This window comes from Streptosporangium sp. NPDC000239 (assembly GCF_040300765.1).
Classification (GTDB): Bacteria; Actinomycetota; Actinomycetes; order Streptosporangiales; family Streptosporangiaceae; genus Streptosporangium.
This window is the reverse complement of record NZ_JBEPEI010000004.1, coordinates 527136-540211: the sequence shown is the minus strand read 5'-3', so window position 1 is coordinate 540211 and position 13076 is coordinate 527136. Positions and strand designations below refer to the sequence as shown.

Here is a 13076-nt window from a genome sequence, read left to right as displayed (position 1 = left end):
TTACGCTGTGGGCCGGTGTCTCATCAGTCACACCAGGGCTTCGGAGTCACCGCGGAAACGGATGGGCGCCACTTTCCCGGCGGAGGGAAGATCAGGCAGCGGACACGTCGACCAGCAGCAACGGCGTGCTGGTCGGCTGCCGCGAACCACCGGCAGGCTCCACCGTCACCCCCACCTGACCCACATCGGCCCCGAGAGCGCTCAGCACCGGCACGGTGCCTCCGGACCCGCTGGAGGCAAGCAGGCCGGCCGAGGTGATCCGCCCCGGCGCGAGCTGCCACAGCTGGTAGACCCGGCCTGCGGGCGGATCGCCCAGCCCGGCCGCCCAGAACACCAGCGCGCCCTGTGAGCGTGACAGCACCACCGTGCCGCGCCCACGCCCGCCCCCGGCGGACGGCGCGGCGGCCGGGACGGTTACCGCCCGGGCGTCATCCGCGCCCAGCACCGCGGCGATTCGCTGCTCCGCGCGCCGGGCCTGCGCCAGTTCCTGACGCGCCTGCACCGTGCTCACGCCGAGCCCGGCCACCACGGCCAACGTCGCCGCCACACTCACCGCCGCCGACCACGGCCGCCACCTGATTCCCCGTAGCCGCCTGGAGGGCGCTGCGGGTGGCAGCACCGGCGGCAGCTGACGCACCTGGTGGATCTCGGCCAGCACCCGCGTCCGCAGGCCGGGCGGCGGCTCGGCCGCCACCGCCAGGCCGAGGCGCGCGGCTGCCTCGGTGAACCCGGCGACCTCCTGAGCGCACTCGGCGCATCCGGCCAGATGCCGCTCGAAGCGGCGCCGCTCGCCCTCATCGTCGATGGCGTCCAGCGCGTAGGCACCTGCCAGGGTGTGCGGGTCGAACCCGTCCTCTCGTTCCCTCATCGGTCCACTCCCAGGCAGTCGCGCAGCCGGATCAGCCCATCGCGCATCCGTGTCTTGACCGTCCCCAACGGGGCCTTGACCAGTTCGGCGACCTCCCGGTAGGAGTAGCCGCCGTAGTAGGCGAAGGTGACCGACTCACGCTGCAACTCGGTGAGATTGCCCAGGCAGCGGCGCAGCCGCTCACCTTCCAACCGGCCCACCACCAGCTCCGACACCTCATCGAAGCAGCGATGCGGCTCCAGCCGTGCGGCCCGTTCCTCCCGGTCGGCGCCCGCCTGCGCCGCACGCACCCGGTCGATCGCCCGCCGGTGTGCGATGGTCAGCGCCCACGCCATCACCGATCCTTTGCCCGGATCGTAGCGGGCGGCGCTGCGCCACACCTCCACCAGCACCTCTTGGGCCACCTCCTCGCTGTGCGCCCGATCCCGCAGCACCCGCAGCACCAGCCCGAACACCTGTGGCGCCAGCACCTCATACAGCCGCTCGAACGCCGCCCGGCCGCCCCTGCCGACCTCCTGCAGCAACTCCTCCAGCCCCGGCGGGCCGCCATCCGGACGGTCCTCGCCCACCGGCGACCGGTCACGCGCTCCCATGCGGATCCTCCTGCCCCGACCGGCACAGCACCGGCCACAAAAGCTTCGGAGCCATCCGCGTACCGGATGGGTGACACACCTGGTTGCGGCACCCGCGATGTGCCCGGCGGGCGGCAGGACCGGTTCGGCCGGTCATGAGCCGGACGATGATGATCATGGTCGGCGCGCTGCGGCACGATCCACCCCCGTCGTCGCGTTCTCCAGGAGCGGCGGAGAGTGCGGGCGCTCCGAGGGGCGGCGAAGAACACGGATGCAAAAACCATTACCCTTCGAACTCGATCCATTACATACTGTGCTGGAAGTGCCTTGAGGGATCTTCCTTAACCACCCAGAAAAGGAGAAACCACCATGAAGGTAACGACCTCCACCGCCCGGATCGCCGTCGCCGTCGGCGCTCTCGGGCTCATCGCCCTGGCCTGCGCGACCCCGGCCTCGGCCGCCGTCCCCACCTCGACGACCACCGCGACGGCCGGCGACATCTGCCTGTGGAGCGGGCGCAACTACACCGGCGCCTCGTGGTGCTGGAACCCCGGCAACGGCTACGTCGACGTCCCCCCGGCCCTGCACGACAACGTCGGCTCCTTCAGGGCCCAGGCCAACGGCTGCTTCATCAACTGGATCCACGTCCCCGACCGCAGGGAGACCCGCGTCGTGCGTAGCGGCGACTACCGCAGGGTCTACGACAACGACTTCGGCGGCAAGATCGACGCGGTGGCGCCCTCCTGCTGATCCGGCGACATCCCGTCAGACAAGGAACCCGGGCCGTACGCGGCCCGGGTTCCGTCGTTCAAGCCCCCTGGACGTTCACCGAATCCGAGCGGGACAGGGCCGCGTGGTAGTCATTGGTCGCATGGACAGCGACCTTGCCGCGCTCCGTGCCGCGTTCGACGTCGGGACGTGCGGGCCGCCCCTGGGCTGGGACGCCGTGCGTGCCTTCGAGGCGGAACACGGGATCGTCCTGCCGGAGCCGTACCGGACGTTCGTCGCCGAGGTCTGTGACGGGTCCCGCTCGGGGCCGCCGGACTTCGGGCTGGTGCCGTTGGCCGAGCTGCCCAGGGACTGGGGGGACCGTCGGCCGCGACGGGTCCTGGCCCTGCCCTTCCCGCTGACGGCGGTGTGGGCGTGGGAGGACGATCCACGCCCGTCGGAGGAGATCGACCCTCTGCTCGAACGGGTCTTCTACCACGGCTCGATCGTGCTGGGCACCGACGGGTGCGGCATGTACTGGCACCTCGTCGTCAGCGGCCCACACCGGGGGCACGTCTGGCAGATCAGCGGCGAGGGCGCCGTCCCCTTCGGCGCGGAGTTCGGTACCACCACGGGGAGTTCGGGGTTCGCCGGATGGGTCGAGCACTGGGTCGCGGGGAGGCCCTGGTTCGACGTCTGAGGGTCACGGCGCGGCGCCGTCCGGTCGAGCCGCTCACCGGGCGCGACCGGCGACCACGGCGGGATCAGGTGTGACCGTGACCCGGCACGACCAGGCCGCCCTCGTAGGCCGCGATCACGGCCTGCACCCGGTCACGCAGGCCGAGCTTGGTGAGGATGTTGCTGACGTGGGACTTCACGGTGTGCTCGCTGAGGACCATCGTGGCGGCGATCTCGGCGTTGGACTGCCCCAGGGCGATCATCCGCAGGGTCTCCTGTTCCCTGGCGGTCAGCACGTCGAGTTCTCCGGCCGGTGGCCTCACGGCCTGGACCCGGGAGGTGAACTCGGCGATCAGCTTGCGGGTGACCGAGGGGGCCAGCAGCGACTCACCGGCCGCCACCACGCGTACGGCGTGCACCAGGTCGTCCCGCCGTACGTCCTTGAGCAGGAACCCGCTCGCGCCCGCCCGCAGCGCCTCGAACACGTAGTCGTCGAGGTCGAACGTGGTCAGCATGAGCACCCGGCACGGCGTCTCGGCCGAGACGATCCCGGCCGCCTGGATGCCGTCCATCCTGGGCATCCGGATGTCGAGCAGCAGCACGTCCGGCCTGTGCGCGCGGGCCGCCTCGACGGCCTCGACCCCGTCCCCCACCTCGGCGACGACCTCGATGTCGGGCTGGGCGTCGAGGATCATGCCGAACCCGGTCCGGACGAGCTCCTGGTCGTCGGCGATGACGACACGCAGGCCGCTCACGCCGCCACCCCGAGGGGAAGACGGACGACGACCTCGAAGCCGGGGCCGTCGGAGCGCGGTCCCGCCGAGGCGGTGCCGTGGCAGGCGGCGGCGCGCTCACGGATGCCGATCAGGCCGTTACCGCCACGGGGGAGCGCGCGCGAGGCTCCCTTGCCGTCGTCGGTGATGTGGATCATGAGTTCGTCGTCCCGCCAGTCGAGTCGGATGTCGGCGCGGGTGGCGCCGGAGTGCTTGACGATATTGGTGAGCGCCTCCTGGGTCACCCGGTAGGCCGCGACGTCGACGTCACCGGGGAGCGGGACGGGGGTGCCGGTGACGACGTAGTTCACGGCCAGCCCGGGGTTCGCGACCTGGTCGGTCAGGCCGGGCAGGTCGGCGATCGTGGGCTGCGGCGCGCGCTGCCCCTCGCCCTCCTTGAGCACGCCGAGCAGCCTGCGGAGCTGAGTCATCGCGTCGCGCCCCGAGGCGGCGATCGCGTCGAACGTGGCCTCGGCCCGGTCGGGATCGGTGCGCACCACGACCGGCCCGGCCTCGGCCTGGACGACCATGAGGCTGACCGCGTGGGCCAGGATGTCGTGCATGTCCCTGGCGATGCGGGCCCGCTCGCGCTCCACGGCCCGTTCGGCCTCGATCCGGCGTTCGCGCTGGAGCTGGGCGGCCCGCTCCTCAAGGGCGGCGGCGTGGCTCCGGGAGACGGCCGCGGCCCGGCCGACGGCGTAGGCGGCGACGAACAGCACGACGCCGCGCACCGCCGTGTCGGACGACCCGGTGAACGCGAGCCCGCCGACGGTGGCCACGGCCAGCGCGATGACACGCGGCCACCAGGAGGCGTAGGCGGCGGCGGAGTACATCGCCACCAGCGCGCCGTACCAGACGGGCTGGGCGGCGACCCGGTCGGACAGGTCGTAGAGGGCGACGGCGCCGAGGATGACGATGAGCGTGACCACCGGTGCCCGCCGCCGCCACATCAGGGGCACGGTCGCCGCGAGCACGACGGCGTACCCCCACCAGCTCAACGACTCCTGGGCGGCGGAGAGGAGCGGCCAGAGCTGGACCACCAGGACCAGCGCGGTGAGTGCCACGTCCAGCTGGAGTGCCGGGATGGCGCGCAGCCGATCAAAAAGGGGCATAATGCGCATTCTCTACTCGTCACACAGAAGCCGGTACGGCGGGCTCGACCACGCGGTGCCGGCCGTCGGCCAGGCGGGACGCGCGGGACACCTGGGCCAGCGCCAGGAAGGAGACCAGCAGGCAGGCGCCGCCCAGCGGCATCAGGTCCTTGTCCACGAACGGCACCAGTACGTCGGCGATCACCAGGACGGGCGTCCACGCCTTGACGCGGCGCTGGGCCGCCAGCTGTACGACCAGGCCGATCTGGGCGACGAAGAACAGCAGCGGACCGAAGTCGTAGACCACCTGCTGAACGCCGGGAACCGCCTGGACCTGGTCGAACAGCACGCCCATCTCGGCGTGGTCGGCTGCCCGGAACCCCAGGACGATGTCGATGGAGAACTGGGCGATCAGTGTGGTGATGCCGATATATCCGGCGGAAGCCAGCCCGGTGGCCAGGGGCCCGCGACCGGCCAGCCTTCGCATCTCGTGGAACGCCATGGCGAAGAACACCAGGGCACCGACGAAGGCCAGGTGCCCGGTCGTCCAGGCGACGCCGGGGCCGCGGACACCGTCCAGGCCGTCGAGGATGCGGAGCACGCCGTAGGTGAAGGTGAGGACGGGGGCGGCGACGAAGGCGATACGGGGGTTCATCTCGTTGACTCCTTGGTGAGGCTGACCTCCTTAATCCTGGTTTTTCACGACTTTGTGGACATCGCCGCGACGAGCGAACTCCCACCCCCCTCTCAGGAGGGATCCGCCGGACCGGACAGGCTCCTGAGAGGGGGGTCCCACCGGTCTTGCCGACGGAGTGCCGTCACCTGAGGGCTCTCATCGGCTCGTCGCGCCGTCCCCTTAGGAGGTCCCGTCGGAGACGGACGTGAGGAACCATCCCCGCATGCGCGGGGAGCACCGGCGCCCCTTGGCCTTGGGCTTGGCCGCCGGGGGACCATCCCCGCGTGCGCGGGGAGCACCTCGAAGCGCGTCTCGCTGAGAAGGCCGATGAGGGACCATCCCCGCGTACGCGGGGAGCACCCTTGGTGACCTGGGGGTTTATCGGCGTGAGGAGCTGAAATTCATTACTTCTGTTGAGTTGGACATCTCGGGCATGGTGTCTCTTGGGGAGAGGCGAACGCTGGTAGCCAGGGTAGTGATCGGCCGGGCTCTGGGTGGCTTCGTGGGGTGGGTGTCCACAGCCTGTGGGATCAACGCGGGCCGTACGGATGAAAAGGCCTCAGGCCCGGGTTCGGGGTGACCGGGCCTGAGGGGTTTGGGGTGTTGGATCAGCCGATGGCGTAGGCGCGGGTGATCGTCTGGGTCAGGCCGGTGCCCGAAGGGTCGGTCACGGTCGCGCGGAGGGAGACGAAACCGGGCGTACGCGGGTTCGGCACCATGCTGGTCCAGCCGGAGCCGGTACGGACGACCGGGATTCGACGCCAGTGCGCACCGTCGTCGACCGACATCTCCAACCGGATCGAGGTCCGGCTCGACGACCACCCCGAAGCCCCGGCCGAAGACCTGGCCGAGGAACCAGAGGAAGTCCCAGCCGAAGAGCCGGCCGAGGAACCAGAGGAAGACGCGGCCGAAGAAACAGAGGAAGGCGCAGTCGAGGAGTCCGAGGAAGGCGCGGCCGACGGTGAGGAGCCGGGGTTGTGGTCGAGCCAGAGGGGGAGCCGGGTCAGGCTGCCGGGCTTGGCGCGGTTGAAGGGGTCCAGGCCCGCCGGGCCGTACCGGACGGCGGTCAGGGGGAGCGGCTGTTCCTTGGCCGTGGTCGCCGAGCGGAACGTCCAGGCGGACTCGACGGCGGTGGACAGTGTCGAGTACGGCACCTGCCTGCGCATCGACGCGGTCAGCGTGTAGGTCCCCGGCCCGGCGGGGAGGGCGGTACGGAGTTCGCAGGTCCGCGTGTCGAAGGCGTCACAGCCGACGAGGTCGGCCGTGGCCAGCGTCTTTCCGTCCCCGGTGAGGGTGGCGGTGCCGGTCGCGGCGCTGTCGGAGCCGGTTCTCTCCCGGCCGCCGTCGGCGAACATCCCCGCCCCGGTGAAGAGCAGTTCGTCGCCGGTGCGGCCGCCGTTCGGCAGCAGGAACGACGGACCTGTGACGGCGGCGTTCACGGTCTCGCCGGTCTGTCCGCGCCTGGCGAGCCCGCCCGCGCCGAAGACGATGGAGTCACCGACCTGCAGGCCGTCCTCGTAGGCCACCCCGGGGGTCCGGTAGTGCACGAGCGTTCCCGGCAGGGGGATGTCCCCGACGGGAATGCCCATGAGTGTGCCGGGGAACTTGTCGGAGGAACGCCCGGACATCGGCGCCCCGGTGGCCGCGGTTCCCGAGGCGCGGTAGGTCGTGGTGATCTTCGCGAGGTCCCGCTTCCTGGCGTCGTAGACGGGGTTGTCGGGGAGGCCGTCGGTGTGGTGGTCCACCAGGTCGTAGACGTAGGGGCTGGGCGTGACGTCCTTGCTCAGCCATGTGGTGTGCAGGTCGTAGGTCAGGCCCGCCAGACGAACCGGGACGAAGCGCTGGGAACCGACGTCAGCAGTCGCGAAAGCCGTCAAGCTCCACGCGCCGTGGACCAGTCCGAGGTCGAAGCCACGTTGGCGTTCGGCGGTCGGGTCGTCGAGGGTGGCCCCGGCCGCTCTGCCCTGACGCGCGTCCGTCGTCAGGCGGAGGTCCGCACCGTCGACCTTGAACGGGGAGACGGCGGTGGTGAAGGAGCTCCTGCCGTCCACCCGTTCCGCTGTCTCGGTGAAGAGGTTCCAGTCGCCCTTGGCGAGCCGTACGGTGGCCGTGCCGTTCTGGAACGTCAGGCCCATGGTCTTGCCCGACTTCGCGTCGTAGATCTCGGCCATCCAGGGATCGACCGGCTGCCCCTGCCTGTCGAGGGCGTTGACGGTGACGTCGTAGGACTCGGGTTCGACGTACGCGCCGGCGAAGGTGCGGACCACGGTGTCACCGGAGGTGGCGGTGACCGTCCCCACGTGCTCCCCCGGGGCCTTGCCGGCCGCGTCGACGGTGACCGTGACCGAGGCCTGCCCTCCGGCGGGCACGTCGAGGCGCTGGGTGCCGAGCCGGAGCACGTCCCCCTCCACGGTCAGGTCGAGGCTGACCGGGGTTTCGCCCGCGTTGGCGTAGGTGATGGTCCCGGTCTTCTCCCGCCCGTCGGGCCCCTTCCAGGGGAAGGCGGCCCAGGTGCCCTCGGACTGGGCCGTGACCTGCTGCCTCAGCGCGCGGACCACGTCCACCCGCCCGGTGCCCTGCTGGTACGGCGTGGCGCCGGACGTGGGACGGGCGCTGCCGACCAGGGCGGCCTTGAGCCGCTGCCCGGTCCAGTCGGGGTGCCGCTGGGCGAGGATGGCCGCGGCCCCGGCCACGTGTGGTGAGGCCATGGAGGTGCCGCTCGCGGCGACGTGGGGACCGTCGGCGGTGCCCTGGGCCGCCGCCGCGACGATGTCCGTACCCGGTGCGGTGAGGTCCGGCTTGACGGCGTGGTCGCCGATCCGGGGGCCGAGGCTGGAGAAGTAGGCCACCTGGTCCCGCCTGTCGACGGCACCGACCGCGAGGGCGGCGTCGGCGCCGGCGGGGCTGCTCACCGGAAGGCTGCCGCCGTCGTTGCCCGCGGCGACGACGAACAGGGTGCCGGTCTCCGCGGACAGCGTGTTCACCGCCTCCTCCACGGGGTCGATCCCCGGCTGGTCGTCGTAGCCCAGGCTCATGTTGACGATCTTGGCCTTGACCTCGCGGGCGGCCCATTCCATGCCCGCCAGGACGGCGGAGTCCGAGGGACCCAGCTCGCCGCCGACCTTCCCGATGGCCAGCCGGGCACCGGGGGCCACTCCCCGGTACTTCTCCCCGTTGCCCGCGACGATCGAGGCGACGTGGGTGCCGTGGCCAAGGGTGTCGCGGATGTCGGGGTCTTCGCTGAAGTTGCGCTCCTGGGTCACCACGCCCTTCAGGTCCGGATGGTCGGGGTCGTAGCCGGAGTCGAGCACGGCGACCGTGACGTCCTTGCCGGTCAGCCCCTGCTTCCACGCCTCGGGGGCGCCGATCTGCGCGGTGCTCCGGTCGAGGCTGAAGGACCGGCGGCCGTCCAGCCAGATCTTGGCGGTAGCCGGGGCCAGGGTACGGCCGCCCGCCAGGTCCTTCCATGCCTGGGCCGCGCCGTTCTTGGGCAGGTGGAAGGCGGCCATGCCGAGGCCGTCGAGCCGCCGCAGACCCCGCGCGCTCCCGAGGGCGGGGGCCGGGCCGTTCTCCGACCGGGTGATCAGTGGGATGTCGGGGGTGTCGGCGTCGCCGTACCGCCACTGGAGCAGTTGGGTGACGTCGAACAGCCGGGGGTCGAGCACGCCCTTGGCGATCAGGGGCTGGGCGTCGGAGGGGGTCACGTGCAGGTGCCCGTCCCGCGTCCGGCTCGCGAAGACGACCTCCGTACGGCCGGGGCCGGGGATGATCCGGTGTCCACGGCCGACGATGACGACGCGGTCCCCGGTGATCAGGGTGACCCCGTCGGCCGGTTGAGGTGGTTGGGAGGGAGTCGTCGGGGTGACGCCCAGGGCCGTCGCCGCGAGAGCGACGGCGAGGAACGGTTTGCCGAAGATCATGGCCTTCCTAGGGGTTGAGGGGGATGTGTTCGCCCAGGGTCACGCCTTCGCGAGCCCTTCCAGGTCACCGTGGGCGAACGCGGAATATCTTTGCTTGGGAAGTTCGTCCGTCCACTCGGTGGCCAACGCGATGGCATCCCCGGACAAGGTCACGCTTCCGTCTCCGCCGAGAAGGAAGTTGGTGCGCTTCACCTGGGCGGTCTCGGGGTCGACGACCATCTTGATCTCCCAGCCGTGGTAGCCGGGATCGGGGATGGCCAGTGCCTGGCCGCCCTCGACCGCGCCCGTGCTCCTGACCCCCGGTGTCGTGGCGAGCGCCTTGAACGCCGCGGCGCGGACCTCGGGGGGCGTCGGCAGTTCGGAGATGAGCGTGATCAGGGGGAAGAGCGGTTCGTCTCGCTGCTCGGACAGGCTCATGTCGTCGGGGTTTCCCTGACGCTGGACGATCCAGGTCTTCAACGCCTCGGGATCGGTCGGCAGCCCTGCGAGGTCGTCGAGGCTGATGTCCGCGCCCTTGAGGGAGAGCGGGTTCCTGCTCTGCAGGACGGTGTCGGCGGGGTCTCCCGGCATGGCTCTGGTCCAGCGTCGGCCGTCACGTCTGGTCCAGCTCTCTATCGGAGGCATGTCCGAGTTCAGGGAGGTGGACGTGACGTGCCAGTAGGTCCCGGTCGTCTGGGGCGTGCGTTCCGCGCTGACGGCCGCCATGAGCAGGATCTCCTTGCCGGAGAGGTCGCCGACCGAGACGGCGGCCGAGGTGGTCGTGGTGGGCGCGGCGGGTACGGCGGACGGGGCCGGGTCCACCGTGACCACGGCGACGGCCGCGGTGACCGTGGCCGCCAGGGCGACCGAGGGCACGAGCCAGTTGACGCGGCGACGGTGCCGGGTGCGGCCGTCGATCCGATCCTGGAGTCGTCCCCGGCTGCGCAGGAGGACCTCGCGGGGCGGTTCGGGCTTGGTGAGCAGGGCGGCGATGTCGTCCAGGTCATCCACGGACCTTCTCCTTGTCGATGAGGGTGAGGATCTTCGCGCGTGCCCGGCTGAGCCGGGACCCCACGGTGCCGACGGCGATGCCGAGCGCCTGGGCCACCTCCTCGTAGCCGAGCTGGCCGAGCGCCACCAGGAGCAGGACGTCGCGCTCGCCCCCGGAGAGCGCGGCGAGTGCCCTGGCCAGATACGGCTGCATGCGCTGGGCCGTGACGGAGGTGACGACCCGGTTCTCGTGCCCCTCGACGTCGGGGTCCGGTCCGAGGCGGGCCAGCGCCCTGTAGTGCCGTGTCTCCTTGCGCCTGTGCCTGGCGATCAGATTGGTGGCGATGCCGAAGAGCCAGGGCCGCAACTCCCCGAGTTCCGGGTCGAAACGGTCACGTCGGTCGAAGGCCACCAGGAACGTCTCGGCCGCGATGTCCTCGGCGATCTGCGTGTCCAGCCGCCCGGCGACGTACAGGTGGACGTCACGGTGGTAGCGGTCGTGAACGACGGTGAACAGGTCGGGGTCCCGCCGGTAGCGGGCGACGAGTTCGGCGTCGGTCAGCTCATCCGCTTCGGTGATCAAGCTCTTGTCTCCGACATGAGCCTGCCTTTCGGTCGGTGGGTGCTCTCACCATCTCTTCGCCGCAAAGCCAGATCATCTTCCCGTAAGGCAGAAACCCATCCCGCACAGCAGAAAGCTGCCGCGCCCCTCCAGCTCAGCGGGGACGCGGCGGCCGTACGGCGACGCCTCACCGTTGTCCGTGCGACCCTCGCAGGGCGAGGGCCGTGGTGACCGTACCGAGGACGGTGACGACGGCGAGACCGAGGATCATGGAGCGGGCGGAGGCGACCAGGGACGAGCCGCCGAGACTGAGCAGGATGCCCGCCAGGGCCGAGGCGACGGTGTAGGCGATGAGCTGGGTGGTGCTGAGCGCCGCGGCGGCCTTGGCGCCCTCCCGTTCGTCGTCGGTGCTGCGCATCGCGGCGACGCTCAGGTGCGGGTAGGCGACGCCGATCCCGACCCCGGCCAGGACCAGGACGGCCGCCCAGAGCGCGACGAGCGGCCCGGAGGCGTCCGCGCTCTGGAGGAAGCCGTACGCGAGCAGACCGGCGGGCAGCAGGAACGATCCGCAACGGACGGCCAGGGTCTTGGACCGTTCGGCGGTGATGCCCACGCTGAACAGCTGGGAGACGACCCAGCCCGCGGAGACGGCGGCGCCGAGGAAGCCCGCGACGAGCGGGTTGAGGCCGCCGAGCCGCTGGCCGAACAGCGGGATGAAGTTCTCCGTCATGACCCCCGCGCACAGCACCGCGACGGTCAGGTAGATCCACTTCAGGCCGTTGCCCCCGAGATAGGTCAGCCGGGGGAGCACGGTCGCGGCGCCACGCCTGTCGACGACGACGAACGCGACGACGAGCACGGCGCCGACGGCCACCCCGCCGAGGGTTCCCCAGCCCTGGGGCAGGGTCGAGGCGACGCTGAACGCCGCGGCCGCGAGGGTCAGCACGGCCAGCGAGAGCACGGGTACGGCTTCGCGGTCCGCCTCGGACCGGGTGTGGCCGGGAAGCGCGCGGCGGGCCAGGGCCGCCAGGACGAGCGCGACGGCGGCGAGCAGGCCGAAGGCCCACCGCCACGCGCCGAGCTGGGCGAACAGGCCGCCGAGGGTGGGTCCGACGAGGGTGCCCACACCCCACATGGCCGAGACGAGTCCCGCCGCCCGGGCCCAGAGCCGGTCGGGCAGCGCGCCCCGGATCACCGCGTATCCGAGCCCGGCCAGCAGGCCGCCGCCGAAGCCCTGCACGACCCGGCCGACGAGCAGGAGTTCCATCGTGGGGCTCAGCGCGTTCAGGGCGGCTCCGGCGGCGAAGACGAGGAAGCCCAGGACGTAGGCGCCGCTCGCCCCGAGGGACACGAGGAGGCGGCTGACGAGCATCGAGGCGATGACCGCGGCCATGAGGAAGCCGGTCGCGACCCAGGCGTAGTACCGCTCTCCGCCGACCTCCTGGACGATCGAGGGCATCAGGGCGGCGGTGAGGTAGAGGTTCATCGCGTAGAGAGCGACGCCTCCGGCGAGAACGAGCGCCGCGGCCAGGTGATCACGGCGGAACAGGTCTCCCCAACTGCCTGGGCGAGGACCTTTTTCCGGGGAGCGCGGAGGTGTTTTCCCGATATCTTCCGTGGATGACGCTGCCATGGCCGGTAAGCTATGACCTCAAGTCCACTTGAGGTAAAGAGGGTATGGACAAGCTCACGCCGACGGACCTTCTCAGCGTGGGAGAGGTGGCCCGCCGCGCGGGTGTCGCCGTCTCCGCGCTGCACTTCTACGAGCAGCAGGGCCTCATCGTCTCCGAACGTACGGCGGGCAACCAGCGCCGCTACCGCAGGCACGTCCTGCGGCGCATCTCGTTGATCCTGGTCGCCAAACGCATGGGCATCCCGCTGGCGGAGGTCGCCCAGGTCTTCGAGGGCCTGCCCGGCGACCGGATGCCCTCCAAGCGGGACTGGGAGCGCATCTCGCGCCGCTGGGCCGCCCTCCTTGAGGCCCGCCGCCGGGAGATCGAACGGCTCGAACGGGAACTCACCGGATGCATCGGCTGTGGCTGTCTGTCCCTGCGGCGCTGCCGTGTCCTCAACCCGCAGGACAGCCTGGCGGAGGAGGGGACGGGCGCCACGCGACTGCCTCCGGCTCTCCCCGAAGAGGACGAGTGACCCTTTCCTGAGGCCTTGGGGCGCGTTGACCGTTTGGGTGGAATCCCAGTTCGAGGGATATTTACTGTTAGTAAAGTTTCCTTTATATTTGGATTTCCCCCCAGCGAAGGA

General features: G+C 71.0%; 12 protein-coding genes. 3 read left to right on the top strand and 9 right to left on the bottom strand.

Translation table 11 applies throughout. The annotated features are described in order from the left end of the window. Positions 1 to 91 precede the first annotated feature (91 nt). Together ABT340_RS14775 and sigK are read right to left on the bottom strand one after the other, a co-directional pair. A complete protein-coding gene (locus tag ABT340_RS14775) occupies positions 92 to 868 on the bottom strand; it encodes an anti-sigma factor (RefSeq protein WP_352011248.1) in 777 nt (258 codons plus the stop codon). Further along, positions 865 to 1461 carry an ECF RNA polymerase sigma factor SigK gene (gene sigK / locus ABT340_RS14770; protein WP_352011247.1) on the bottom strand — a complete coding sequence of 199 codons (597 nt, stop codon included), beginning with the start codon at positions 1459 to 1461 and terminating at the stop codon, positions 865 to 867. Before sigK ends, ABT340_RS14775 begins: the two co-directional genes overlap by 4 nt. Positions 1462 to 1809: 348 nt before the next feature. Here sigK and ABT340_RS14765 point away from each other — a divergent pair, with 348 nt between their 5' ends. Further along, complete coding sequence (locus ABT340_RS14765) at positions 1810 to 2190, top strand: peptidase inhibitor family I36 protein (RefSeq protein WP_352011246.1); 381 nt, start codon at positions 1810 to 1812, stop codon at positions 2188 to 2190. A 121-nt stretch (positions 2191 to 2311) separates the two neighbouring features. Next, positions 2312 to 2848, top strand: coding sequence for an SMI1/KNR4 family protein (locus ABT340_RS14760; RefSeq protein WP_352011245.1), 537 nt, complete (start codon positions 2312 to 2314; stop codon positions 2846 to 2848). Positions 2849 to 2912: 64 nt separating this feature from the next. On the opposite strand, the gene ABT340_RS14755 is transcribed toward ABT340_RS14760, so the two are convergent. From ABT340_RS14755 to ABT340_RS14725, 7 genes are all read right to left on the bottom strand, one after another. Continuing rightward, positions 2913 to 3581, bottom strand: coding sequence for a response regulator (locus ABT340_RS14755; protein ID WP_352011244.1), 669 nt, complete (start codon positions 3579 to 3581; stop codon positions 2913 to 2915). Continuing rightward, a complete protein-coding gene (locus ABT340_RS14750; protein WP_352011243.1) occupies positions 3578 to 4711 on the bottom strand; it encodes a sensor histidine kinase in 1134 nt (377 codons plus the stop codon). Before ABT340_RS14750 ends, ABT340_RS14755 begins: the two co-directional genes overlap by 4 nt. A gap of 19 nt (positions 4712 to 4730) precedes the next feature. Next, entirely contained in the window at positions 4731 to 5345 is a 615-nt protein-coding gene (locus ABT340_RS14745; RefSeq protein ID WP_352011242.1) for a hypothetical protein, read from the bottom strand. Positions 5346 to 5974: 629 nt separating this feature from the next. Continuing rightward, entirely contained in the window at positions 5975 to 9286 is a 3312-nt protein-coding gene (locus ABT340_RS14740; protein WP_352011241.1) for a S8 family serine peptidase, read from the bottom strand. Positions 9287 to 9325: 39 nt separating this feature from the next. Beyond that, positions 9326 to 10276: a CU044_5270 family protein gene (locus ABT340_RS14735; RefSeq protein WP_352011240.1), complete on the bottom strand. Its 951-nt coding sequence runs from the start codon at positions 10274 to 10276 to the stop codon at positions 9326 to 9328. After that, a complete protein-coding gene (locus ABT340_RS14730; protein ID WP_502992505.1) occupies positions 10269 to 10835 on the bottom strand; it encodes an RNA polymerase sigma factor in 567 nt (188 codons plus the stop codon). The genes ABT340_RS14735 and ABT340_RS14730 overlap by 8 nt, the downstream gene beginning before the upstream one ends. Before the next feature lie 169 nt (positions 10836 to 11004). Beyond that, a complete protein-coding gene (locus ABT340_RS14725; protein ID WP_352011238.1) occupies positions 11005 to 12450 on the bottom strand; it encodes an MFS transporter in 1446 nt (481 codons plus the stop codon). Positions 12451 to 12494: 44 nt separating this feature from the next. Between ABT340_RS14725 and soxR the strand changes: the two genes are divergently transcribed. Then, positions 12495 to 12965, top strand: a complete 471-nt coding sequence (gene soxR / locus ABT340_RS14720) for a redox-sensitive transcriptional activator SoxR (protein ID WP_352011237.1) — start codon at positions 12495 to 12497, stop codon at positions 12963 to 12965. Positions 12966 to 13076: the final 111 nt, after the last annotated feature.